22 protein-coding genes, 1 tRNA gene and 1 pseudogene are annotated in these 22,970 nt (G+C 55.4%); 9 read left to right on the top strand and 15 right to left on the bottom strand.

Annotated elements, in window-relative coordinates; translation table 11 throughout:
* Positions 1–7: 7 nt before the first annotated feature.
* Positions 8–832, top strand: coding sequence for a histidinol-phosphatase HisJ family protein (locus P0G09_RS08085; RefSeq protein WP_097772820.1), 825 nt, complete (start codon positions 8–10; stop codon positions 830–832).
* A gap of 81 nt (positions 833–913) precedes the next feature.
* Entirely contained in the window at positions 914–2,284 is a 1,371-nt protein-coding gene (locus P0G09_RS08080; protein ID WP_275252399.1) for an MATE family efflux transporter, read from the top strand.
* 77 nt (positions 2,285–2,361) lie between these two features.
* Here the strand turns inward: P0G09_RS08080 and P0G09_RS08075 are convergent, their stop codons facing one another.
* The 4 genes from P0G09_RS08075 to P0G09_RS08060 form a co-directional block, all read right to left on the bottom strand.
* On the bottom strand, positions 2,362–2,997 hold the full coding sequence (locus tag P0G09_RS08075) for a hypothetical protein (protein ID WP_005929631.1): 636 nt from the start codon (positions 2,995–2,997) through the stop codon (positions 2,362–2,364).
* A gap of 250 nt (positions 2,998–3,247) precedes the next feature.
* A complete protein-coding gene (locus tag P0G09_RS08070) occupies positions 3,248–3,781 on the bottom strand; it encodes a twin-arginine translocation signal domain-containing protein (RefSeq protein ID WP_117534257.1) in 534 nt (177 codons plus the stop codon).
* 159 nt (positions 3,782–3,940) lie between these two features.
* Entirely contained in the window at positions 3,941–4,564 is a 624-nt protein-coding gene (locus tag P0G09_RS08065) for a twin-arginine translocation signal domain-containing protein (protein ID WP_275252398.1), read from the bottom strand.
* 119 nt (positions 4,565–4,683) lie between these two features.
* Positions 4,684–5,379, bottom strand: coding sequence for a helix-turn-helix transcriptional regulator (locus P0G09_RS08060; RefSeq protein WP_005929618.1), 696 nt, complete (start codon positions 5,377–5,379; stop codon positions 4,684–4,686).
* 282 nt (positions 5,380–5,661) lie between these two features.
* Between P0G09_RS08060 and P0G09_RS08055 the strand changes: the two genes are divergently transcribed.
* Both P0G09_RS08055 and P0G09_RS08050 read left to right on the top strand, forming a co-directional pair.
* Positions 5,662–6,336, top strand: coding sequence for a histidine phosphatase family protein (locus P0G09_RS08055; RefSeq protein ID WP_005929611.1), 675 nt, complete (start codon positions 5,662–5,664; stop codon positions 6,334–6,336).
* A 146-nt stretch (positions 6,337–6,482) separates the two neighbouring features.
* Entirely contained in the window at positions 6,483–7,088 is a 606-nt protein-coding gene (locus tag P0G09_RS08050; protein ID WP_097770080.1) for a twin-arginine translocation signal domain-containing protein, read from the top strand.
* A 57-nt stretch (positions 7,089–7,145) separates the two neighbouring features.
* Here P0G09_RS08050 and P0G09_RS08045 read toward each other — a convergent pair whose 3' ends face one another.
* Positions 7,146–8,231, bottom strand: a complete 1,086-nt coding sequence (locus tag P0G09_RS08045) for a DUF3048 C-terminal domain-containing protein (protein ID WP_275252397.1) — start codon at positions 8,229–8,231, stop codon at positions 7,146–7,148.
* 34 nt (positions 8,232–8,265) lie between these two features.
* Positions 8,266–9,525, bottom strand: coding sequence for a DUF3048 domain-containing protein (locus P0G09_RS08040; RefSeq protein WP_275252396.1), 1,260 nt, complete (start codon positions 9,523–9,525; stop codon positions 8,266–8,268).
* Between the two features lie 245 nt (positions 9,526–9,770).
* Between P0G09_RS08040 and P0G09_RS08035 the strand changes: the two genes are divergently transcribed.
* Positions 9,771–9,846: transfer RNA gene (locus P0G09_RS08035), tRNA-Lys, on the top strand.
* A gap of 155 nt (positions 9,847–10,001) precedes the next feature.
* On the opposite strand, the gene P0G09_RS08030 is transcribed toward P0G09_RS08035, so the two are convergent.
* From P0G09_RS08030 to P0G09_RS08000, 7 genes are all read right to left on the bottom strand, one after another.
* Complete coding sequence (locus P0G09_RS08030; RefSeq protein WP_117530134.1) at positions 10,002–11,405, bottom strand: site-specific integrase; 1,404 nt, start codon at positions 11,403–11,405, stop codon at positions 10,002–10,004.
* A gap of 14 nt (positions 11,406–11,419) precedes the next feature.
* Complete coding sequence (locus tag P0G09_RS08025) at positions 11,420–11,725, bottom strand: helix-turn-helix domain-containing protein (RefSeq protein WP_006735272.1); 306 nt, start codon at positions 11,723–11,725, stop codon at positions 11,420–11,422.
* A 371-nt stretch (positions 11,726–12,096) separates the two neighbouring features.
* The gene (locus P0G09_RS08020) at positions 12,097–13,443 is read right to left on the bottom strand and encodes a phage/plasmid primase, P4 family (protein WP_005928977.1); all 1,347 of its coding nucleotides are present in this window, start codon (positions 13,441–13,443) and stop codon (positions 12,097–12,099) included.
* Complete coding sequence (locus P0G09_RS08015; protein WP_256266048.1) at positions 13,406–13,858, bottom strand: CHC2 zinc finger domain-containing protein; 453 nt, start codon at positions 13,856–13,858, stop codon at positions 13,406–13,408. Before P0G09_RS08015 ends, P0G09_RS08020 begins: the two co-directional genes overlap by 38 nt.
* Positions 13,859–14,050: 192 nt before the next feature.
* The gene (locus P0G09_RS08010; RefSeq protein ID WP_275252395.1) at positions 14,051–15,613 is read right to left on the bottom strand and encodes a relaxase/mobilization nuclease domain-containing protein; all 1,563 of its coding nucleotides are present in this window, start codon (positions 15,611–15,613) and stop codon (positions 14,051–14,053) included.
* Complete coding sequence (mobC, locus tag P0G09_RS08005; RefSeq protein ID WP_117535524.1) at positions 15,576–16,022, bottom strand: plasmid mobilization relaxosome protein MobC; 447 nt, start codon at positions 16,020–16,022, stop codon at positions 15,576–15,578. Before mobC ends, P0G09_RS08010 begins: the two co-directional genes overlap by 38 nt.
* A gap of 304 nt (positions 16,023–16,326) precedes the next feature.
* Entirely contained in the window at positions 16,327–16,476 is a 150-nt protein-coding gene (locus P0G09_RS08000; protein ID WP_154256067.1) for a hypothetical protein, read from the bottom strand.
* 456 nt (positions 16,477–16,932) lie between these two features.
* Here P0G09_RS08000 and P0G09_RS07995 point away from each other — a divergent pair, with 456 nt between their 5' ends.
* The 4 genes from P0G09_RS07995 (at position 16,933) to P0G09_RS07980 (ending at position 21,796) form a co-directional block, all read left to right on the top strand.
* Positions 16,933–17,613 carry a response regulator transcription factor gene (locus P0G09_RS07995; RefSeq protein ID WP_275252394.1) on the top strand — a complete coding sequence of 227 codons (681 nt, stop codon included), beginning with the start codon at positions 16,933–16,935 and terminating at the stop codon, positions 17,611–17,613.
* A 9-nt stretch (positions 17,614–17,622) separates the two neighbouring features.
* Complete coding sequence (locus P0G09_RS07990) at positions 17,623–18,660, top strand: HAMP domain-containing sensor histidine kinase (RefSeq protein ID WP_275252393.1); 1,038 nt, start codon at positions 17,623–17,625, stop codon at positions 18,658–18,660.
* Between the two features lie 101 nt (positions 18,661–18,761).
* A complete protein-coding gene (locus P0G09_RS07985; protein ID WP_097793055.1) occupies positions 18,762–19,445 on the top strand; it encodes an ABC transporter ATP-binding protein in 684 nt (227 codons plus the stop codon).
* The gene (locus P0G09_RS07980) at positions 19,442–21,796 is read left to right on the top strand and encodes an ABC transporter permease (RefSeq protein ID WP_275252392.1); all 2,355 of its coding nucleotides are present in this window, start codon (positions 19,442–19,444) and stop codon (positions 21,794–21,796) included. Before P0G09_RS07985 ends, P0G09_RS07980 begins: the two co-directional genes overlap by 4 nt.
* A gap of 73 nt (positions 21,797–21,869) precedes the next feature.
* Here P0G09_RS07980 and P0G09_RS07975 read toward each other — a convergent pair whose 3' ends face one another.
* A complete protein-coding gene (locus P0G09_RS07975; RefSeq protein ID WP_275252390.1) occupies positions 21,870–22,118 on the bottom strand; it encodes a DUF6061 family protein in 249 nt (82 codons plus the stop codon).
* 377 nt (positions 22,119–22,495) lie between these two features.
* Positions 22,496–22,666, bottom strand: a pseudogene (locus P0G09_RS07970) (transposase); the annotation flags it as partial.
* Between the last annotated feature and the right edge of the window lie 304 nt (positions 22,667–22,970).

The raw sequence follows: 22,970 nt of genomic DNA, 5'->3' as shown, positions 1-22,970 counted from the left end.
TTTAGTTATGGCAGATTATAAGAAGTCCAGTGTTCATTGCCACTCGACGATGTGCGATGGCAAAAATACCTTGCAGGAAATGGCCAGTGCCGCCTGTGCACAGGGCCTGACGACCCTGGGCTTCTCCGGCCATAGCTATACTCAGCGGGACCGTGAGTACTGCATGAGCCCCAGCCGCACCGCCCAGTACAAGGCCACCATTGCAAAGCTCAAGGCAGAGTATAAGGGCAAGGTGGACATCCTCTGCGGCATCGAGTGGGACAGCCTGAGCGAGGACAAGCCCGAGAACTACGATTACTGGATCGGTGCGGCCCATCACCTGTACGGCAAGAACACCGGCAAGTACTACGAGATCGACTTCCGCCCGCAGGATCTGCACGACTGCATCTTTGATGATTTCGACGGTGACCCGCTGGCCGCGGTGGAGGCTTACTTTGCAGAGGTGGAGAAGGTTGCCGCCAAGGGACCGGACATTCTGGCCCACATCGACCTCATCAAGAAGCTGAACGGCGAGGGTGAGTTCTTTGATGAAGAGGCTCCCCGCTACCGGGCCGCTGCCCTCAAAGCCCTGAGCGCAGCCAAAGAGCACAACTGCCTGCTGGAAGTGAACACCGGCGGCGTTTACCGCGGCTACCGCAAGGACTTCTACCCCAGTGCATGGATGCTGGAGGAGTGGAACAAGATGGGCGGCAAGGTCATCATCACCTCCGACTCCCACGATGTTTCCAGCCTGACCTTCGGTTTTGAGGAAGCTGCCGCCGCCATCAAGGCAGCTGGTTTCACCAGCGTGGAGGTGCTGACCGGCCACGGCTTTGAGACCCAGGAGCTGTAAAAGAAAAATAAAGCACAACCCTCTCCGTTTTTGCTGCGCAATGCCGGGGAGGGTTGTTTTCCGTAAACTGTGAGGAACCTTATGACCCAAACTGCGAAAAAATCCCCCTTCAGCATGAATGTGGACCTGATGCACGGGCCCATTTTCAAAAACCTGCTGTTGTTCATGCTGCCTATCTTCATCTCCAACCTGTTCCAGCAGCTCTATAACACCGTGGACACCATGATCGTGGGCAATGTGCTGGGCGATACCGCCCTTGCCGCCATTGGCTCCTGCGGCTCGATCTACGAGCTTCTGGTTGGCTTTGGCCTTGGTATCGGCAACGGCCTTGCAATCGTTGCAGCGCGCTCCTACGGGGCGCAGGATCACGATCTGCTCAAAAAGACCGTGGCAGGCTCACTGGTCATCGGTCTGGTGGCTTCCCTCTGCATTACGCTGGCGGGTGTGCTGGGCCTGCACCCGCTGCTCCTCATGCTGGACACCCCGGCGGAGATCCTGGACGATGCGTACCGCTACATTTTGACCATCGATCTGGGCGTGCTGGTCATGTTCGCCTATAACCTCTGCGCGGGCCTGCTGCGCGCCATTGGCAACAGCGTGATGCCGCTGGTGTTCCTGCTCATCTCCTCGGGCCTGAATGTGGTGCTGGATCTCCTGTTCATTGCAAGGATGGGCATGGGCGTGCAGGGAGCGGCTGTGGCAACGGTCATCTCGCAGGGCGTTTCGGTGGTGCTCTGCATCCTGTACATCTTCCTCAGAGTGAAGATCCTGCTTCCGGAAAAACAGCATTTCAGGGTGGGCAGCCACCTTTACTGGGAGCTGTTCAGCCAGAGCATCTCCATGGGCCTGATGAGCAGCATCGTCTCGGCTGGCTCGGTGGTGCTGCAGTATGGCATCAACGGGCTGGGCACGCTGGTCATTGCCGGTCACACCGCCGCCCGGAAGCTGTTCTCCTTTACCAGCATGCCGGTCATGGCCATGGCATCGGCATGCTCTACGTTTGTTTCCCAGAACTGCGGCGCAAACCAGCCGGAACGTGTCCGCAAGGGCATGAAGGAGATCGCCCTGTACAGCGTGGTGGTGGCCGTGCTGGCAATCTTTCTGATGCAGCTGGGCGCGGAGTGGATGGTGCGGCTCATCTCCGGCTCCAGCGAGTCTGTGGTGCTGGAAAACGGCGCACGGTATCTGCTCTGGAACGCGCCCTTCTACTCGGTGCTGGGTGTTCTGCTGGCCACCCGCTACGCCCTGCAGAGCCTGGGGCAGAAGGTCCTGCCCCTCTTCTCCAGTGTCATTGAGCTGGTGGGCAAGGTGGTGTTCGTGCTCTTCTTCATCCCGAAGTTTGCCTATAACGCCGTCATCCTCTGTGAGCCCATCATCTGGTGCTTCATGGCGGCGTACCTCGTGCTGGTCTACCTGCACGACCCGTTTGTGTTCCCGAAAAAAGCAGAATAAGGAAAAGACCCGGCTGCCGATGACAGCCGGGTCTTTGTGTCTGCGGGAAGTGGATGAAACGGATCGGGCAAGGAGGCTTACAGCGCCGAATAGCCGAAGCTATTGACCAGTGCATCGATATGCTGGCCCGCCTTGCACATGGGGCACTCGCGGGAATCGAAGCTGGCGTAATCGGGCAGGTTGGAGGGGTCAAAAATAGAGGTGACCGGGATGCCCAGGCACTCGGTGGCGGTGGCGAAGATGGCGCTCAGGCCCGCCACAGTGCCGCCGTAGTAGTTGATCGCCTCGATCGCAGCCTGCACGGTGTAGCCGGTGGTGATGGAAGCAGCCAGGATCAGCACATGCTTGCCCTTGACCATGGGGGCTAGATTGTCGCGCAGGATGATCTGGCTACCGGTGGTGTACTCCGGGGTGATGACATAGATGGTCTGGTGGGCATTCATGTTGGCAAAGCCGTCCTTGGTCAGCTCGTTGGCAAGGCAGGTGCCGATGACCTGCGTGCCGTCCAGGCAGAGAACGGTATCCACGATGGTGTTGTGCTGGTAGGCAGCCACCAGCTCTTTTGCCACGGCCTTTGCCTCGGAAAGGCGGGACTTCTGGGTGGTGACATCGATATAGTAATTGATGTGGCTGTGGCTGGTTGCGAAATGGCCCTTTGCCACACGCAGGAACAGATTGCTCTTGTTGGTGGGAAGCTTTACCATGTTGATCATAACTGCAACACTCCTGTTCTGTCAAACTACGGCCCATGGCCTTTTTGAGCGGAAACACAAACAGCGCGGCGGCCCCTGCCGCTGCGCTCCCATTCTTTTCCATGAACCTATGGTATCAGAAAATGCGGGTGTGCACAAGATACAGAATTGCTGAAAATTTAAAGAAAAATTGAGATACTTTGCCAATGCAACGGCGCAAAAAAGCCGCCCGGCTTTCCCGGACGGCTTGGGATGCAGTGAAAAGGGGACATTACTCCACGGTAACGAACTTCCAGTTTACAGAATACTCTGCGTAAACGGGATCGGGTGTATAGGTCAGAAGCACGACATCGCCCTTGGCCAGCGAAGGCAGATCGGAGACGGTGACATTGCCGGAGACGGAGGAACCCTTCTTCAGGTTGGTCTCACGCAGGGAGTTATCAACAACCAGATCGGTGCCGATGTACTTCTTCACGGTCTTACCATCCGCACTGGTGAATGTGACTTTGAAGTTGCCGGGATTGACGGGCAACGCATTGGTGCGGCCATTGGTGATCTTCAGGGGGAAGACAAAGCTGGTAGCGCCCACCTTGGGAGCATCTAGAACGAACTTCTTGTCCTTATCAGAATAAGTGCCCAGATCGGTCTGGATCTGCAGAATGGTCAGAGTGCCGGCACCATCACGAACCAGATTGTAGCTGTCGCCCGTGGACTCACAACCGGTAAAGAGGCTGGCACCCGCAACGGCCACAGCTGCAACAGCGGAGTATTTCAGGAAAGAGCGGCGAGAAAATGCTAACGACATAATCGTTCCTCCTTATAATGTGCAAAGCGCACGAAAATGCCAAAAGGCTCTGCCTATACAATAGGCGAAACGGGGGCGAATGTCAATGGTTTTCACAAATATTTTGTGAAATTTTCCCACCGCCGCCGTGCAAATCATACGAAATTTCGTCCTGCTTGATCAGGCTTTGGTCAGGTCAGAGGCGTTGATGGTAAAGTTCAGGGTCTTGCCGGAAACAAAGGTCGGGGTGTAGGTCACACCGATCTGCTGCCAGGTGGTGGGCACCATGCAGACCAGCTCAATGTAGCCTGCACCCTGCGGGGGAATGGCAGAGGCCGTGGTAAAGCTCTCGGTGGTGCTGTCGTACAGCTGGACATAAGCGCCGCCCTCGGTTGCCTGACCGTCGCAGGTGAAGGAGAAGTCGGTGGTGGAAGCGGACAGAGCGTGGAAGTAACCGGCAGTGTTGGCTGCGATCTGCTCCGGGGTATCCAGAGGATAGGCCTCGCCGATCTCCTGAATGTTCTGTGCGCCGATGGCAAAGGTGTCGCGGCTGGAACGGTTTGCAGAGGTGATCAGCATGGCAATGTACTCATAGCCCTCGGCATCGGGGGCACTTGCCAGAGTAAAGACACTGGTCAGCTGGACCGCCAGATTGTTCCAGTTGCTGATCTTATCGCCGACCTTGACCTCGATGGAAGAGTTGTCGCCGGCCTGGCAGCCGCCCAGCACAGCAGCAGCGCCCAGAGCAGCGGCAGAAGCACCGGTGACCTTGAGGAAGGTGCGGCGGGAAATCTTGTTCGACATAAAGCTTGCCTCCTTAATCAATGGCAGAAATCTTTTTCTTCACTGATTCGTTTATAGCATTTTTTACCGGAAATTGCAAGGCCCTGGGCACAGAATTAACAGGAGTTTCACACAGAAGCTCACTGGTTGGGGTCCAGGCCGCGCACATGGGTCTCGCTGGTCTTGACCAGATTCAGCAGGCTGGGGGTGTACAGCGGGTATTCCCGGGTCAGGCTCTCGGTGGTCATGGCAAGGCAGGAGGGGTCTTTCACGCCCTCGGCACCGTTCAGGTCCTCACCGGCCAGCAGGTCCTCCACATTGCTCTCGCTCATCCGCATCACGGCATCAGAGTAGCCGGGCCAGCGGCGGGCCTCCACGCTGAACAGGCTCTGGGCGTTGTGGGGTTCGGCGGAATAGAGCAGGCGGAACATCTTGGCCACGGCCATCATCAGATAGGTGCTGACCTCGGTGGTCAGGGCCTTGCTGTGGCACTCGGCGATCTTGGCATACAGCACGTTCAGGCTGTTGGAGATCAGCTTTTTGTTCATGGTGGGCAGAACGCTGCCGTGGTAGACGTTGTCCTTCATCTTATCGGGGTTGGGCAGGTCATCGGCGTTCAGCATCATGCCATTGCGCTCCGCCGAGCGGCCCAGCAGGTAATCGCAGGACACATTATAGTAATCCGCTACCCGGACAACAAAGTCCAGGCCGCACTCGCGGATGCCCTTTTCGTAGTGGGAGAGCAGTGCCTGGGACACCCCAAGGTCCTCCGCGGCCTGCTTCTGGGTGATGCCGCGCTCCTTGCGCAGCAGCTTGATGATACGGTTGAATTCCATGATTTTGGACTCCTCAGTAGTGGAAATTGAACTTCTTTGAGTTTTGGTTTACAACATGTTGATTATACACAGTGGAAAACAAAAAGTAAAGCAAGAAAAGTGACGGAAATTCTCGTCGTTTTTCGTCATTTTTGTCAAAAGGCTTGCCCCGGATACCATATCTATGCTAAACTAAAGACAATCAACGCATATTTTGTGGCGCACGGCCCGGGCAGGATGCCCACTGCCGGTGCGAAATTTTACAGCAAAGAGGAACTCTTTGCCAGATAGAGGTGTTTTTCCATGAAAACGTTCAAACTTCATCTCATCCGCCACGGCATGACGGCCGGTAATCTGCAGGGCCTGTACATCGGCAGCGGTACGGACATCCCCCTGTGTGATGAGGGACGCGCCCAGCTGAAGGAGCTGAAGGAGCGGTTCGAGTATCCGCAGGTGGACACGGTGTTCTCCTCCCCGCTGGTGCGCGCTGTGGAGACAGCGAACATTCTGTTCCCCAATGCAGGCCACCAGTTCACAGTGCACGACCTGCGGGAAGCGGGCTTCGGTGTGTTTGAGAACCGCCCCGTGAAGGATCTGGTCAAGGAAGAGGATTTCAAGAAGTGGATCACCCCTGGCTCCGGCTTTGTGCCCGAGGGAGCAGAGCCCACCGAGCAGTTCCACGCCCGCTGCGCCGAGACCCTGCTCAAGCTGTTTGAGTATATGATCCGGATGGATGTGACCGAGGCTGCCTGCGTGACCCATGGCGGCGTGATCATGAGTATGCTGAGTCAGCGCGCGCTGCCCTCCCGCCACCCGGAACAGTGGATGGCCGACCCCGGCTGCGGCTATACCGTCCAGACCGACGTGCAGCTCTGGATGCGCGACCGTCTGGTGGAGGCCATCGACATCGTGCCCTTTGGCTACGCCGATACCCTGCGCGGGCAGGCAGAAGCCGAGGAAAACGAGGCATTTGAGTAAGAATCTTTGCCGCGCCGCCCTGAAAATATCCAAAACACGTAAAACCGCGGAAGAACAGGTAAAATTCCGGGCAAATCTCTTGACAGAAAGCCCGGAATTTACTATTGTATAAAGAGAACTTATTTTCCCGTTAGGAGGAATCCCCGATGTCACAATCCCTGTCCCGCCGCTCGTTCCTGAAATATGCCGGTTCCGGCGCAGTCAGTCTGGCTGCCGCCCTGCTCACCGGTGTTTCGGGCGCGGCTCTGGCCCCCTGCTATGAGGGCGAACCTGCTCTGCTGGACGGCAAAGCAGCAGTGGAGCTGCTGGGCTATGCACCGGCCCCGGAGCTGGACAGCACGCTGGTCTATCTGTCGGTGGAGAACCTCTCGGCCCGGCCGCTGGCTGTGGGGGCCAGCTACCTGCAGAGCCGTGGGCTGGACAGCAGGAATGCCCTGTACAGCCTGGGCACCGGCCTGACTGCCCTGTGTGACGGCAGACAGGTGCGGGTGGGCAGCTTTGCAGCTCCCCTCTACGGTGAGAATGCGGCAGATGCCTCTGCCTTTACCCTGAATCTTTCCGCAGGGCGCGGGGCGATGCTCCACTGCTTCTGCGAGACCCCGGCGGACTGGCAGACGCTGGAGCTGATCTATCAGCCTGACTTTGCCGCAGGCCAGACCGTCCATTTTGTGGTGCGCCGGGATGCCGATGAAGTCCATCTGGGTGCGGTGCCTGCCACCCTTGCCGAGGTGGGCAGCGTGGTCGATCTGTAAATAGCATAGCATAAAAAGAGACGGTTCTGCATTGGATTGCAGGACTGTCTCTTTTGCTTATAACAGGTTTTCCCCGGTGGAGTTCTGCACGGTGAGCTCCTGTCCGGTCAGGCTGGACACCAGCGCCAGATAGCTGCGGCCTGCCGTCAGGGTCAGGGGGCGGCCGTTGGAATCATACAGGAAGAAGGTGGTCTCGCTGCCCTGCGTCCAGGTGATGTTCCACAGGTGGCCTTCGTTGAGCCAGACCCCGCCGCCCATGGTTAGGTCGTAATCCAGCGTCACATCATCGTCACGCAGGGTGGATGCACTGAACAGAATGAGCAGGTTGTCGAAATCTGTCTGCTGGCCATTGTTGGCATCCAGCTGCGGTGTGCCGTCTGCGTGGAGCATCCGGTAGGTTTTGCTGTCGGCATCGTAGGTGAAGCCGGTGGCGTTCTGCGCATCAAACTGGACTCGGACACTCATGGCGTCCGAAGCATCTGCATCGGGCAGCTTGCCGTTTTCCTGCATAGGCAGCAGATTGGGCACGGAGAGGAGGGCTCCGCTCTCGCTGTCGGAGCTGCTGGAAGAGGTGTCCGTGACGCGGGATTCTGTCAAGGCCGGGGAGATGTTCAGGCTGCCCAGCACACCCGAAAGTGCTGCACCGCTGGTATGCCACAGCGGGACATTCTGCCAGTCGGTCTCACAGGAAAAGGCATTGGTGCCCACCTCCAGTGCGTCTACTGCGCGCAGAGAGTAGTAATCAAGGTAGTTCTGGTCAAACTGTCCGCCGCCCCGCTGCACCGGCAGTACCTGCTGGCCCACCAGCAGCCGCCAGTAAAGATCCTGCCCGGCAGAAACAGGCCCGACCTGCGGCACGGCCCCCACGGCAGGGTAGACCAGGCAGAGCCTGGTGGCCTGCTGCTGTGCGGTCAGGGCTTCCAGCACCAGCGAGGCTGTGGAAAGCCCCCACTGGGTGGTGCTGGCGGCTGCGTTGTCAATGGTGATGGCGACCGGCCGCTGGCCTGGCCAGACAAGTTCCTGCCCGGTGAGCGGGTCAGTGGGACTTTCGGCGGGCTGGGAGCTGGGGCTGAGCGCACAGCCTGTCAGCAGTGCGGCGCTGAGCGCAAAACAGAGCAAAGCGCGCATCCAAAAGCGTTTCATCGGTTTCCCTCTTCTGCCCCGGAGGGCGGGTGATTTAGTAGCTGAAATTGCTCCACTCATCATTGTCCACCAGTGCCAGATAGGTCCTGCCCCGGTTCAGGGTCATCTCCTCGCCGGTTTCGGTGTAGAGCTTGAGCGGATGGGTGGGATGCGGCTTCTCCCAGCGGCCCACCTGCACGCCGCCCCGTGTGAAGAGGTACGCCTGCCCACCGGCCACATAGTTGACCGACTGGACATCGTGAGAATCGCCCGCATAGGCGGCGATCTCGGCAAAGCAGACCACCACGTTGTCAAAGGTCAGCTGCTTGCCGGTCAGCTCGTCCACCGTGTTCTCATAGGCTTTTTTGGAGCGGTTGTACATTTCCAGCTTGTAGCTGCGGCCCCAGCTGTTGTAGGTCAGGCGGGTCCTGTAGCTCTCGGAGTGGGTGATGCTGATGGTTTTGGCCGCAGGGGCACCGGGAAGGTCGTTGGAGGCCGCGGTGCGGTAGTCGGCAAAGTGGAAGAAAGGCGTTTCGTTGGCGTAGGTCAGGCCGATGCCGGCATTACCGGCTGCCTGTTTGATCTCCTTGCCGGAGGTGAACTCGGTGTGTTCGTAGGCTACATTGCGGCCGCGGCTGTCACGGTGGGCAACGTGGGGGTGGACCGGCGTGTTGAAGTAACTCTTGCCGCCGATGTTCAGGCCGGAGTAATCGTATACATTGATGAACTGGGTGCAGAAAATGCTCTCGCCATCGTGGTAATAGAGGGCCTGATGGGGCATGAGCAGCTGCAGGAACTGGTCGCGGCCGGAGCGCAGCGGCCCGACCTCCGGGATGGTGTCCGCATCCCGGAACACGGCACACAGGCGGGTGATGCCGCCCTCCACCTTGCTCTCGATGAGCAGGTCTGCCGAGCCGATGCCGCGCTGGGGGCGGGCGTTCTGCCTTTCGGAGTTGGCGATGTTGTTGACCATCACACCCACCATCCGGCCGGTGCTCCTGCGGGCTTCGCCGGTCAGAGGGTCAGCGTCGTAGGCAGGCAGAAGGCTGAACGCAGAGCTTGCGGCTTCGCTGGCCGCTGCCGAGGAGGCGGCTGCCTCACCAGCTGCGGCCTCACCGGCTGCGACCACAGAGGATGCAGCGGCCTCAGAAGAAGCGGAAGAGGATGCCGCCGAGCCGCAGAACAGGCTCTTCATCCAGTCGGGCAGGTCACCGCCCAGAATGGCACTGCCGGGGCTTGCAGAGCAGCCGGTGAGCGCCAGCAGCGCCGCCGTCAGCCCGGAATAGCGAAGTACGGACCGTCGAGAAATTTTCATGGAAAAAGCCCTCCTATCGGATCGGCTTGCCCGGCGCGGAAGTGCGCCCGGCAGGTCGGTTGCAGTTTTGTAATGAACTGCTTTGATTGTACTGGTTCTTGCCCGGTTTGTAAAGGGGCAGTTCGTGGCAAAATCTGCCCGATGACGGCTTTGGGAAAGTTTTTTGTGCAGAAAGCTTGCTTTTTGCCCGGGAGTATGGTAATATTATTCGGCAGTATCGTGTTATACTGCGCTTTATAATGTATGCGCTCGTAGCTCAGCCGGTAGAGCATCTGACTTTTAATCAGAGGGCCAGGGATTCGAGTTCCCTCGAGCGCACCAAAATCCCACGAAGAATCGCAAGATTCCTCGTGGGATTTTTCATTTTCTGGGGTTTTGCACACTTTTGCACACTTTTTGCACACCGGCGGGAAAGCCGTGTTTTTCCTTGCATTGTCTGCATTCTGTGCATCGTGAGCGTTTTTTCCATACTTTTTTCAGGCGAACAGCAGGCGAGTGAACTCACGCCGCTGCTCGGGGTTCATCTGTCGGACAACTTTCAGCATCCCTTCCGGGGTGATCTGGATGCTGTCCGGCAGATTTTCTTTTACCGGCACAGAGCCGGACTTGGGGGAGCCGATGTCCTGTGAATAGAAGTCTGCTTCCAGCTTCTCAGCCAGCTCCAACCGGGGCTTGTCCTGCGTGTGGGCGTAGGTGTCCATCAGGATGCCGGTGGTGGCGTGACCGGTGTTGCCCTGCACGGCCTTGATGTTGCCGCCGGATTCAATCAACTGGTAAGTGGCACTGGAGTGGCGCAGACCGTGGAACACGATCTTCTCAAACTCCGGGTGCTCTGCACGCCAAGTGCGGTACCATTTAGAAAGGGCTTCCGGGGCAACAGGCATACCGTTGGGCAGGCGGAAGAGCTGACCGCAGTTGCGATACCTGCCATCCATGGCAAGCTCATCCTGCCGGAGCTTTTCCAGCCAAGCCAGCAGTTCCTCTTTCAAGGGTCTCGTCAGATAAAGGGTACGGCTGGATTTCTTGGTTTTCGGCTTCTTCAGCACCAGTGCGGAGCTGCTGCCCTCACGCTGGTCGGGGAAGATGTGGTAGATCTGATTCGGGTCGGTCTTTTCCAGTGCAGCCTTTTCGGTGCGCTGTAAGCTCCTGCCGACCGTGATGGTCCCACGTCCATCCGCTGCATCGAAGTCGATGTCTCCCGGTTGCAAGCCAAGGATCTCTCCGACACGCAGCGAGAGAATCATGCTCAGATGAACAGCAAGGTGGAGCGTAGGGTCGGTCATGGTCTGCAACGCAGCAAGCATGGTCTTTTCGTCCCAGATGGCACGTTCTTCCGAGGTCGATTTCGGGGCTTCTCTCGGAATCGGTGACTTGAGGAGCAGGCCCCACTCAACGGCATAGGAAAAAGCAGTCTTGAGCATGGCGTGGACTTCCCGGATGGAAGCACCCGTCAGAAACTGCCGCTTCTGCTTGTCGGTGAGCGTTTGCTTGACACCCTGCTTATACAGCCCGCGCGGTGTCCGGCTCAGCGTGGCGTAGAACTGTTCAAGGTCATACGTCTGAACCTTCTGAATCTGTTTCTTGCCAAGATAGGGCACGACAAGATTCTGAATCATGGCTACCGTGTGGGTGTAGGTTTTGGGTGCCCACTTGTGCTTGCTGGACTGGATGGGGAGCCACTTGTACAGCATTTCCGCTACCGTCATTGCATCGGGTATGAGGAACGTACCGTCCAAGAGTTCTTTCTCTACCGAGATCTTGCGGTCTTGCGCTTCCTTCTTGGTTTTGAAGCTCTCCCAGCCTTCACAGATCCGGCCAGCATGGTCTTTGTATTTGAAACGAACGGAGTAGGAATCTCCGCGCCTGAGAATAGATGCCATAGATGTTCCCTCCCTCAGACCGCTGCAAACCAATCGTCGAAGCTCTGCTTGCTTACCCGGATGCTGGTACCGAGGCGGATCACCTTGAAGTCTTTCGTGGTGTTGCACAGATTGTACGCAGCACGGTTGGAGATCGCCAACAGTTGGGCGATCTCCTCCACCCGGTAGACAAGCGGGGCGTGTCGGACGGTTTTGCTGGTCTGGTCAGAAGGTTCTACGGCAGGGGTTTCGGACAATTTCATTGTAGGGGATTCGGGCGCGATTTTCAAGTCCTCACGGGTCAGTTTAGCGGAATTTTTGCGGACATTCGTCATAGGCATGTCTCCTTTGCACTTCTCCAGACCCGGCGCAGTTCCGGTTGAGCTGCACCCTGTGGGCCGGTAAATATGTAAGGGCCTGCCGCTCCTGACCCGAAGCAGCAGCCCAAAAAAGTGCGAGAACTTGAATTTACGCGCCCTACGCGCCCCAAACCACACAAAAGTACCTTTCTGTGTTGATTTTACAGGGCGCATGGCTGAATCGTATGCGCCCTTTTGGGGCGCATCTTGCCTTCTCTCCCGCCCCGAAGGGTGTGCTGCCGCCCTGTATCCGCCCGGAAAGGGTAGATACGCGCCCGGAGAAAACAGCGATAACAAGTAAAAACTTCTAATTTTGGGCGCGTGGGGCGGGAAAATTTCACTTTTCGTGTGTTTTATGCCGCAGCAAAGGCGGGGTGGACGCATACGCCCCGGAAGCCGCGATACTTTCCCTCGATGTGCTTGGAAAAGGTCAGGCCGTACTTCCCTGCATTTTTCAGCAGGAACTGGCTGAACTTCTTTTGCGGAACAGGTGATTCCAGATTATCCTCGCACCACTTGGTGTAGGCGCGGTAGAGGTAGGTGGAGCGTTCCTCGGTGTCGGGCTTGAAGCGGACATACGCACTGGCCTGCATGAACTGGGTCAGGTTGTCGCTATCCGCCATGGCTGCTTCGAGGTTCTGGATGGAGCGCTCGCTGATGGTGAACTGATAGCGGTTCGCCAGCAAACGGTGCAGACCTTCCAGCATCCACAGCAGAATGCCGGGACGCTCCTCGGACAGCTCTTCGATGAGGAAGGGGTTATCCACCCGGGCAGGGTCACGGTCTTTCACCGTGATGAGGATCTGTCTACGCCAGAAGCCGTCGCTGTCATCGTGAGCAGCCACAAGGTTGCCATTGCCGAAGCAGATGAAACGAACGTACAGCAGGCCTTGGACAGCCTGCTTGTTCTTCCGCTCGATGCACAAACGGTCTTCAGCGGTAACGATGGACTTGATGTTCCGTGTTTCGGGCAAAGCCACCATGTTCAGATCGTCATCGACCATGACCAGCTTATACTCCAGATTTGCACTGGCAAAGCGGTTCGTTTCGATGCGGAGGATGGATTCGGAGTGAGAGGCTTCCCCGAACAGCTTCTTCAGCAGCAAGCCGATGCGGGACTTACCTTCGCCGCCCTTGCCGGTCATGACCAGCATCTTCTGCGCCTTGGTAGACGGGATCAGGAGATAGCCAAGGTATTCCTGCAAGGTCAGAATATCCTCCGGGATGAGCAGACCGTCCAGAAATTCCAGCCACTTGGTCGGTGCGGGGGCATCGGGCTGGTATTCCACGGGGAGCCGGTTCAGGCAGAGTTCCTTTTCCGGCACAAAGCCCCGCTCGTCCAGAAAGTAGGTTCCGTTCTGGAGATGGATGCGGTCAAGCTGGGGTTTCCATTCAGGGGTATAGGTTTCGATACGGAGTGCGTCCAGAACCTGCTTTTCCTTCTTGGCAAGGTTGTCGAGCACAAAGTCACGGAGGTCGCTGTGGACTTCGTAGAGCAGTGCGTCCTCGTCTACCTCGCCGTTCTGGTCGAACAGCTTCTGTTTCAGGCACATCATGGGGTGTTTCTCTAAAAGGTATTGGCAGTAAGCGGTTTCACGCACTTTGCCCTTGCTGTCTACCCAAGGGCATTCGCATTCTTCCTCTTCTTCCAGTTCGTCCTCATCACGCCAATCGTCGTTCCTCTTTTTCCAGTCGCTCATGCAATCCCTCCCAATACTTCCGTAGCTCGTTTTCGGTCTGCGGGTCCGGGAGCACCGAACAGTCCAGATAATATTCAACGATGTCAAGGTTCTTTATCGCTTCAAGGAAGCAGGGGTGAAGTTCTTCTGTGGGTGACTGCGGTGCGTATCGGACCCGCCAACGCTGCAGACAGCGGTAATAGTCCAGCAGCTGCTGCCGGACGGTGGGCGGTCTGCGGGGAGCAAGCCGCACCTTGCCGTCGGCAAGTGCCATGCCGAAATCGTTCTTCAACTTTTCCACAGCCTTATAGGGAGAAAGTTGAAAAAGTCTGCCGACAAAATCGATCACATCGCCATCTGCCTGACAGGCGAAACAGTGGAAACGGCTGTCCACCTTCATGCTGGGGTGTTTATCCCCGTGGAAGGGACAGCACATCATGCCGTTCCGGTTTACGGCGAAGCCGTATAGCTCCGCTGCCTGCCGGGTCGAGATGGCGTTCTTTACGTCCGAAAAGACAGAGGTGCTACCCTCCGTCCCAATGGGCGGGGTACAGGCGAAAGGACGAAGCCCGGTGAGGGGCGTGGGTGAGGTTGGGTTTATTCACACATCGATCCGTCAGAGTGTTGTTCATTTGACCTCCTGCTGCGGTACGGCGTGGCTGCGCTCCTCCTTGCGGAAGAAGGCTTCCACGTTCTGTTGTGCGGTGCGGAGTTCACGCAGTTCGATCTGCGCTTTCTTGTAGCGGGTGTAGAACCCGTTTTTCTCCGAGGAAAGGGTCTGATATTCGGCATCCAGCTTTTTGAGGTCCGGCAGCGTCCTGAGACCGTTGGCCTTGAAATAGGCGCAAGCGACCTCGTACACGGCAAACTCTGCACGGTGCTGCTCCTTGAACTTGGCGGGGTTCCGCACCGTCTGGAGCTTCTGTGCAAGGGGCTTGTACTGCCGATAGACCACAAGATGCCCGCGCAGCTCCTTGAGGGAGACCATGCGGGCATCCAAGTCTTTGACCACCGCCAGTGCATCGTCGTGCTGGGTTTTCAGTTCGGCAATGCGCTGGTGCAGGGCATCTTCGCTGAGCAGCTTTTTCTCCTGCAGGAGACACAGGGTCTGCGACCAGCGTTTGAGGTTGAACTTTTTCACCCAACGCTCATAGCCGATGCCCTTGCCTGCAGCAACGTTCGCCTGAATGTCAACCAGTTTCCTGATCTTATCCGGCTTCTGTTCGCAGGCGGGCTGGATGATGACGGCAAGCTGGATGTTCTGGGAGAGGGCGGTCAGCACCTGCTCCTTTTCCAGCTTCTTGCTCAGTTTCTTGGCGGTGATGAACTTTGTCCGGCCGGGTGGGCAGTAGCTCAACCGGCCTCGGCTCTCCTTCACGGCGATGCCGTGTTCCTGCATGAGCAATGCAGAAAATTCCTCGAAGGTGGTGGTCTTGTTCAGCACAGCGTAGATCTGCTTTCGCAGCTTATCCAGCTCGGTCTGGTAGACGGTCTGGGTGGGCTGCTGCCCTTCGGCGGCAAGTTTGGCGTTGGCATGGTCGAGGCGGCGTTGTCCGCGCCGCTGCGCCCAATACTCCCGCTCCGAAACATGGTCGCCTTGGGCTTCCAGCAGGTTGATCTGGTTCAGGTCGGCTTGCTCGCACATCTCCATGACTGCGACACGGAGGTGCCGGAGCATGGCAGAAGTGCAGCGGTGCTTCTTGCCCGCTTCCCAGTCGCACGGCTTGTCCATGAAGGGCTGCCGTTCCACGGTGCGGACGCGCAAGCTGCCGATGACGATGTGGACGTGGATGTTCCCGGCACTGTTGTGACCGTCCGGGTGGGTGCAGACGATGGCGGGATGACCGGGGAAGTTGTCCTTGCAGAACTGCAAGCCAAGGGCTTGCGCCCGCTCCATGGTCAGGTCGTTCTCTACTGCGTCCTTCGGGTCGAAGCTGATGATATAATGGTGGGTCTTCACGTCCTCCCGCCCGCCGTTCTTGCCGTACTTGCGATTGGCAATCAGGCAGGCCATAGCGAACGAGGATTCGCCGCACTCAAGAGTGTCGAGCAGGTACGAATCCCGCAGCTTGGGTCTGCCCTTCTCGTCCAGAATGGGTAGACCGGTGTATTCGTTGTGCTGAAAGGTGAGATAGCTTTCGGCGGCGGCATAGTTAGAGTTTTTCGAGGTCAAATGCTTGATGGTTGCCATACAGTTCACCAACCGTTTCTTCGGCTTTCAGCCGAAAGTTCGTGAGTGCGGACAGTTCCTCCAGAATCTGTGCCCGGAGCTGCTCGGTGTCTTTGCCGCCGGAGTTGAAGTGCCGTGCAAGCTGGTTGAGGTTGCTGCCTACCTTGCTGCACTGGGCAGACAAGGCGGCAAGCGCCGCCAGTGCATCCTCGCCGCCCTGCGCCACCACAACGGTGTGCTTGACGTTCACGCCGTACAGGACGCGGCGGACGAGTTCGGACTGGGTGAGGTGGAGTTCTTTGCAGGCGTATGCGATCCGCAGTTTTTCTTCTGCGGTCACCCTGACTTTGATGATGTGTGTCTTTCGTTTTCGCGGCGTGTCATTGCGGTTCTTCTTTGCGTGTACGTTCGGACTTTTCATTTCAGCCATATTCGACCTCCTGTGAAAATGATAAATGCCCGCTCCGGGATGGAGAGGGCTATGTAATGCGACACGCCGCATTCGCACCAATGGTGCGAAGCTAGAGCAGGGTTTGGGGAAGGCACTCCCCAACAAGTGGCAGACCATGTGACAGAACATTTTCAAGCATTGAAAATTTGTGGCCACAGGTCGATACTTGCTTTCGCCCTTTCCGTGCAACACTGAAAATTTCAGAAGTCGAACCGCAATGCACGTTGAAAATTTTGCAGAGCAAAACGTGTGAAAAGGCAAAGCCCCTGCTCATGGTCACCGTTCACACCGAACGCAGTTCCTGCCCCTGTTTTGCAGCGGCGTTGTCCGGCTCGCCCACAGAAAGCGTGAGGTCATGGCGCAGTATCTCGTTCAGACGGCTTATGTAAGATTCAAGGTACAGTATGAAGAAAGCCGGGCGCAGTGCGGACACTACAACCTGCTTCTTTCAAGCATCAGAATAACACTTTGCGGTTGTGCGGTCAACAACTAAAAACAAATTTTGGAAGATTGAACAACTACATAAGATTTTATTTGTGAAAAAGAAAAATACCGCCCACGCAGCGCAGCGATGATTTTGTCGGATGAAGTAAGCGGCAAAATAGATCGGGTGTGTTGCGGGGCGGTAAAAATCTTCATGGGGAATAAATCCTCGCCGTTCTGTACTTTTCTACAAAATTGGTGGGATTTGCGATAAAGGGTATCATGGATTGCAGGGCACGTCAAGATGGTTTTGCAAATTTTATTGCAGTAAAGCGGTGATAGTAGGACTTATATTTAACACACGGCAAGAAACGATTTCCATTTCGCACATTGTAATGTTCGCAGAAAAAACTTATAATGCTTTTGAACCTGTAGGACACACAAAACGCAGAAAAGAGAGGGAATCATGAGAAAACTGTTCCTTTTGGAAGATGATCTGAGCCTGATCAGTGGGCTGACTTTTGCATTCAAGAAACAGGGCTTTGCACTGGATACAGCCCGGACACTGGCAGAAGCCGAGGTGTTGTGGTCAGACAGAAAATATGACCTGCTGGTGCTGGATGTTTCCCTGCCGGATGGCTCTGGCTTCGATTTCTGCCAGAAGGTGCGGCGCACATCCAACGTGCCGATTCTGTTCCTGACCGCTTCGGATGAGGAAATGAATATCATCATGGGACTGGAACTGGGCGGGGATGATTACCTGACCAAGCCGTTCAAGCTGGGTGTCCTGTTGTCGCGGGTCAATGCACTGCTTCGCCGTGCAAATGCGTCCAGCGCAGGAGAACCTGTGCTGGAATCCAATGGCATCACCGTCCGATTGTTGCAGGGGCAGGCATACAAAAACGGAGTATTGCTGGAACTGACCGGTGCAGAGTACAAGCTGCTCTGCTTCTTTATGCAGCATCCGAATGCCGTGCTATCCAAGGAACAAATTCTGGATGCACTGTGGGACTGCGATGGGGATTACATTGACAGCAGTGCCTTAACAGTGTATATCCGGCGGCTGCGGATGAAGATCGAGGACGACCCCGGCAAACCGCAGATGTTGCTGACTGTCCGCGGCATGGGCTATAAATGGAATGGGTAAAGGTGCCGTATGAAAGTATTCGCAAACCGGGAGATCCGAAATTTGTTCCAAGCCGTGCTGGCGGTCTGGGCGGTGGCATTGGCTCTCACGCAGGGCATCGTATGGCATACGACGCATGTATTTTCTTTCGGGTTACTATTGGTTTTTCTGCTTCTGGGCGGCTGTCTCTGGGGCGTGCTTTTTCGCTATTTCCAAAGGCAGAGCGCGCTTCTGGAACAGGCAGTCCAGCAAATCCAAAACTGTCTGGATGGCAACCCGGATGCACGACTGGACTGCGACCGGGAGGGAGAATTTTACCGTCTGTTTCACTCCGTTAATGCATTGGCGGCAGTTCTGAGCGCACACGCAGACAACGAGCAGCGGGAGAAGCGTTTTTTGAAAAATACCATTGCAGATATTTCGCACCAGCTCAAAACACCGCTGGCGGCGTTGAATATCTACAACGGTCTGCTTCAGGACGAAGCTGTTTCGCCGTCGGAGGTCAAAGAGTTTGCAGACCTGTCCGAACAGGAGTTGGACCGCATCGAAACGCTGGTGCAGAATCTGCTCAAAATCACCCGGCTGGATGCCGGTTCGGTCGTCTTGGAGAAGAAAAACGAAAATGTTGCTGAAATGGTGCAGGACATCGCGCGGCAGTATCACTATCGTGCAGAGCAGGAACAGAAAAAGCTTGTTCTGTCCGGCTCAGAGGCGGTTACACTTTGGTGTGACCGTGACTGGATGCAGGAAGCTGTGGACAATCTTGTAAAGAATGCCCTTGACCACACAAAGAGCGGAGATACGATTCAGGTAGAGTGGAATGCACTGCCGTCCATGGTTCAGATCAAAGTGCGCGACAACGGCAGCGGCATCCACCCGGAAGATTTGTACCATATCTTCAAACGGTTTTATCGCAGCCGCTTTTCACAGGATACACAGGGCATCGGGCTGGGTCTGCCGCTGGCAAAAGCCGTTGTGGAAGCCCATCACGGCACCATTGAAGTAGACAGTGAGCTGGGAAAGGGCACGACCTTTACTCTGAATTTTCCGATTCCTACAAAATTGTAGGCTGAGTGTAGGCTTGCAGTAAGGTTGACGTGTTATCCTTTTCTGCACAGACAGAGATCATCCGTCTGAATCGAAGGAACCTGCAAAGTGAGGGATACACTATGGAACTATTAGAAGTCAACCATCTCTGCAAGACCTACGGCAGCGGAGAAACCGCTGTCCATGCGCTGAAAGATGTTAGTTTTTCAGTGCCGAAAGGCGAATATGTGGCGGTCGTTGGCGAATCCGGCTCTGGCAAAAGCACCCTGCTCAATCTGATTGGCGGACTGGATACGCCGACTTCCGGCAAGGTGCTGATTGATGGCAAGGATGTTTTTGCCATGAAAGACCGGGAGCTGACGATCTTCCGCCGCCGCAATATCGGTTTTATCTTTCAGGCATTCAACCTCATCCCGGAACTGACCGTAGAACAGAACATCCTGTTCCCGGTGCTGCTGGACTACCAAAAGCCGGACAGGGCATATCTGGAAGAACTGCTGACCGTGCTGAATCTGAAAGACCGTCGGAAGCATCTGCCAAGCCAGCTTTCCGGTGGGCAGCAGCAACGGGTAGCCATTGGCCGCGCCCTGATGACCCGCCCTTCACTGATTTTGGCGGATGAGCCGACCGGCAATCTGGACACCCAGAACAGCAGCGAGGTCATTGCCCTGCTAAAAGAAACATCCCGGAAATACGAGCAGACCATCCTGATGATCACCCACAACCGCAGCATTGCGCAGACGGCAGACCGGGTGCTGCAGGTATCGGACGGCTGCCTGACCGATTTTGGGAGGTGCCGGGAATGAGCAGCACAGAAATGAAAAGCTATCTGAGCCTGATCCCGATTTCTGCCAAGGTACGCAGACGGCAGAACCGCATGACGATTTTGTGCATCGTCCTTGCGGTGTTTCTGGTCACGGCGGTGTTCAGTATGGCAGATATGGCGATTCGGATGGAAACCTCAAACCAGCTGAACAAAAACGGAAACTGGCATATCATGGTAAAGGACATCTCCCCTGAAACAGCCGCAGAGCTTGCCGCACAGGAGGATGTTGCTGCATTTTCGGCGTATAGCGACATCAACGCTTCCCTTACGGAAAACTACTTTGCCGGAGATAAACATGCCGCACTGGTAGGAGCAGATGATGCAATCCTTCAAATCTTTCCGGGAATGCAGTGTAGCACTGCCCCGGCGGATGGCGAAGTGCTCGTGACAGCAAACATCCGGGATTGGCTGGATGTTACGGTCGGTACAGCGATTCCGCTGACGCTCCCGGATGGACAGACCATTTCGCTTACTGTCGCAGGTTTCAATGAGGATACCTCCGATGCGAACCAGTATGATGCTGTTGTGCTGGTGATGAACCGCAGTACATTTTCTCAGATTGCCGCACAGGTAGAAGAATCCTTTGAAACACAGTATTTCATCCAGTTCAAGCCATGTACCAATTTGCGGCAGTCCATTGTGAACATCGAAAACAAGTACGGAATTTCAGAAGAAAAAATCTCCGAAAATACTTACCTGATGGCGTTGAACGCAAGCAGCAACAACGATTATATTGTAGGCTTATATGCGGTAGCGGCTGTGTTGGCTGGCATGGTCGTCCTTGCCGGAATTTTTATGATCACAGGCAGCATCAACAGCAATGTAGCGCAGCGTACCAGCTATTATGGAATGCTGCGTTGTCTTGGGGCAGGAAAAAATCAGGTTCGGATGCTTGTCCGGCTGGAAGCTCTTTTCTGGTGTAAAACTGCTGTTCCAGCAGGATGTGTGCTGGGAATCGTTTCCACATGGGGATTGTGTTCCTTTCTGCGTGGATTTATCGGCGAGGAGTTCAGCTCTTTACCAGTGCTTGGCATCAGCCCGGTCGGTATTATCTGTGGTTCCGTGCTAGGACTTATCACGGTTTGGTTCGCGGCATCTTCTCCGGCACGGCGGGCGGCAAAAGCTTCTCCGATCACAGCAGCAACTGGGAATGCGGTGGAAAATGCAGCGGATTCTCCGTGTCATGCTCGGTTGTTTGGAAGTCGTGCAGAGCTTTCTTTGGGCGTGAGCCATGCAACCTCGTCCAAAAAGAACTTGCTTTTGATGACAGGTTCCTTTGCGTTAAGCATTCTCCTGTTTTTGAGCTTTTCGGTTTTGCTTCGATGGGTTGGATTTGCGCTGAATCCGTTGCAGCCCTACACACCGGACTTATCGGTGGCTGAAACATCCGGGCAAAATGTCCTTGACCCGGTACTGGTGGAGCAGCTGGAAGCTCTGCCGGAAGTCAAACACGCATTCGGGCGGATGTATTGCCCGCTCCCGGCGGAATATCAGGGAAAACAGGGGTTCATCGACCTGATTTCATACGATACGATACAGTTTGGCTGGGCGAAAAAAGACCTGATTGGCGGAACCCTTCCGCAGGAGCCGGAGGATGGCACATACCCTGTGCTGACGGTATTCGACAAAAGCAACTCCCTGACCGTGGGTGATACCATTCAGCTGGAGGATGCAAAGCTCACAGTCGTGGGTGTATTGAACGACAGCCCGTTCAGTAGTACCGATTCCCCGATTGTTATCTGCACCGAAGAAACCTTCCATCAGCTGACCGGGCAAAACCGCTATGCGGTGATCGATATTCAACTAAAAGATACCACAGCAGACGCAGCCATTGCACAAATACACACCCTGCTGAGCGACACGTTAAACAAGCAGGTTGTTTTTTCCAACCGAATCGAAGGAAATCGGATGATACAAAGCACCTACTGGGCGTTCCATCTGGTGGTCTATGCGTTTCTCATCGTGATTGCAGGAATCACCATTCTGAACATCGTCAACAGCATTTCCATGAGCGTGTCGGCACGAATGAAGCAGTATGGCATCCTGCGTGCCATCGGGATGGATGATGCACAGCTGAAACGCATGATCTCTGCCGAAGCTGGCACCTATGCGGTGTCCGGTCTTGTGGTGGGCATTGCGCTGGGTCTTGTGCTGAATCGGAAGCTGTATATCCTGCTCATCACCCATTATTTCGGTGCAACGTGGCAGATGCCGTGGGGCTGTCTTGCCGTGATCGTCGTAGTCGTGCTGGCGGCTGTGGTGCTGGCAGTATATAACCCGGTCAGGCAAATCCTCATGCAGCCCATTACTGCAACCATCAGTGAATTATAAGCCAGAATAACAGATGCCCACCAGCTTATGGCGAAAACCATAGGTCGGTGGGCATCGTGTTCTTTATAAGGGCTTAATCTTCCAGTCTGCCGTGGTCACAGCCGAGAGAAAGATAATGCTCAATCTCTTCGCCCAGAACAAGCTGGGCGTATTCCAAGGGCTTGTTGTAGAGCAGCCAGTCCAGCTCTGCCTGCTGTGCCGGGGTGTTGCCGTACTCGTCCTCCACGGCGATGCAGTCAATGGCAAGAGTGGTGCCATCCTCGAACCGGGCTTCCACCCGGTTGGTGTCCATGTTGTAGCGGCAGGAAAGCAGTTTGTTCATGGTGAACCTCATTTCTATATCAAACGGTGTCTGTTCGGATGTCCTAAACCCTGCCATAAAACCGGTGGTTGATTTGTCCATTGGGCTTTGTTTTGCCCGTCTGCACATTTTTGCACACTTTTTGCACACCTGAATAGCTGGATAACGGTTGCAAAGCATTACACTGTATGCAAACAATGCGGTGTGTGCAAAGGTGCGTTTTGCGATGATACGATAAAAATAACGGTTCTTCGAACTTTTGAAATTTGACGAATGATGCACATTGGATTCTTTTAATCAAAGGGCCAGGGAATCGAGTTCCCTCGAGCGCACCAAAGAAAATTTGTAATTAACCGTTAAAAGACCATAACAAAGCTGCACGGGGGAGCTTTGTTATGTCAGAATGCGGAAAGCTGGATATAATCTCTGGGCACAAGGCTGTTTGCCTTTGCAGTTTCCACAATGCTGTAGATCACTGCGCTGGCCTTTGCACCGGCAGGCGTGTCGCTGAACAGCCAGTTCTTTCTGCCGACAGTAAAGGGACGTATCTGGTTTTCTGCACGGTTGGAGGGCTGCTTCTCCATGGAGTTCTGCTTGCTGCGTCTCTGTATTTTTCAGACTGCTCTCAAAAATACATTTTTATGGTACTATTTTCTCACTTTGGAGAGAGCAGGGAAAGACATGGTTTCATTAGGCGGTTCAGAACGGATTGCAGAGGAGTATCTTATTAAAATTTTTGAGGCACTTTTTTGTGCAATCACGATTTTATTGTGAGCTTTTTCCTGTCGAAAAAGAGAAAATGATGTCTGAAATGATCTGGTTGTTGACAAATCGACAAAATAACCGGTATTATGAGCATATAGCATCCCCTTG

Source organism: Faecalibacterium sp. DFI.5.82, from assembly GCF_029076575.1.
Classification (GTDB): Bacteria; Bacillota; Clostridia; order Oscillospirales; family Ruminococcaceae; genus Faecalibacterium; species Faecalibacterium duncaniae.
Note: the sequence above shows the minus strand (reverse complement) of the source record. Positions and strands in the feature narration are given on the sequence as shown.

Bases quoted from the DNA above. Each gene is read 5' to 3' on its own strand.
- P0G09_RS08085 (WP_097772820.1), top strand. From the start codon at position 8: ATGGCAGATTATAAGAAGTCCAGTGTTCATTGCCACTCGACGATGTGC.
- P0G09_RS08080 (WP_275252399.1), top strand. From the start codon at position 914: ATGACCCAAACTGCGAAAAAATCCCCCTTCAGCATGAATGTGGACCTG.
- P0G09_RS08075 (WP_005929631.1), bottom strand. From the start codon at position 2,997: ATGATCAACATGGTAAAGCTTCCCACCAACAAGAGCAATCTGTTCCTG.
- P0G09_RS08070 (WP_117534257.1), bottom strand. From the start codon at position 3,781: ATGTCGTTAGCATTTTCTCGCCGCTCTTTCCTGAAATACTCCGCTGTT.
- P0G09_RS08065 (WP_275252398.1), bottom strand. From the start codon at position 4,564: ATGTCGAACAAGATTTCCCGCCGCACCTTCCTCAAGGTCACCGGTGCT.
- P0G09_RS08060 (WP_005929618.1), bottom strand. From the start codon at position 5,379: ATGGAATTCAACCGTATCATCAAGCTGCTGCGCAAGGAGCGCGGCATC.
- P0G09_RS08055 (WP_005929611.1), top strand. From the start codon at position 5,662: ATGAAAACGTTCAAACTTCATCTCATCCGCCACGGCATGACGGCCGGT.
- P0G09_RS08050 (WP_097770080.1), top strand. From the start codon at position 6,483: ATGTCACAATCCCTGTCCCGCCGCTCGTTCCTGAAATATGCCGGTTCC.
- P0G09_RS08045 (WP_275252397.1), bottom strand. From the start codon at position 8,231: ATGAAACGCTTTTGGATGCGCGCTTTGCTCTGTTTTGCGCTCAGCGCC.
- P0G09_RS08040 (WP_275252396.1), bottom strand. From the start codon at position 9,525: ATGAAAATTTCTCGACGGTCCGTACTTCGCTATTCCGGGCTGACGGCG.
- P0G09_RS08030 (WP_117530134.1), bottom strand. From the start codon at position 11,405: ATGGCATCTATTCTCAGGCGCGGAGATTCCTACTCCGTTCGTTTCAAA.
- P0G09_RS08025 (WP_006735272.1), bottom strand. From the start codon at position 11,725: ATGCCTATGACGAATGTCCGCAAAAATTCCGCTAAACTGACCCGTGAG.
- P0G09_RS08020 (WP_005928977.1), bottom strand. From the start codon at position 13,443: ATGAGCGACTGGAAAAAGAGGAACGACGATTGGCGTGATGAGGACGAA.
- P0G09_RS08015 (WP_256266048.1), bottom strand. From the start codon at position 13,858: ATGTGCTGTCCCTTCCACGGGGATAAACACCCCAGCATGAAGGTGGAC.
- P0G09_RS08010 (WP_275252395.1), bottom strand. From the start codon at position 15,613: ATGGCAACCATCAAGCATTTGACCTCGAAAAACTCTAACTATGCCGCC.
- mobC (WP_117535524.1), bottom strand. From the start codon at position 16,022: ATGGCTGAAATGAAAAGTCCGAACGTACACGCAAAGAAGAACCGCAAT.
- P0G09_RS07995 (WP_275252394.1), top strand. From the start codon at position 16,933: ATGAGAAAACTGTTCCTTTTGGAAGATGATCTGAGCCTGATCAGTGGG.
- P0G09_RS07990 (WP_275252393.1), top strand. From the start codon at position 17,623: ATGAAAGTATTCGCAAACCGGGAGATCCGAAATTTGTTCCAAGCCGTG.
- P0G09_RS07985 (WP_097793055.1), top strand. From the start codon at position 18,762: ATGGAACTATTAGAAGTCAACCATCTCTGCAAGACCTACGGCAGCGGA.
- P0G09_RS07980 (WP_275252392.1), top strand. From the start codon at position 19,442: ATGAGCAGCACAGAAATGAAAAGCTATCTGAGCCTGATCCCGATTTCT.
- P0G09_RS07975 (WP_275252390.1), bottom strand. From the start codon at position 22,118: ATGAACAAACTGCTTTCCTGCCGCTACAACATGGACACCAACCGGGTG.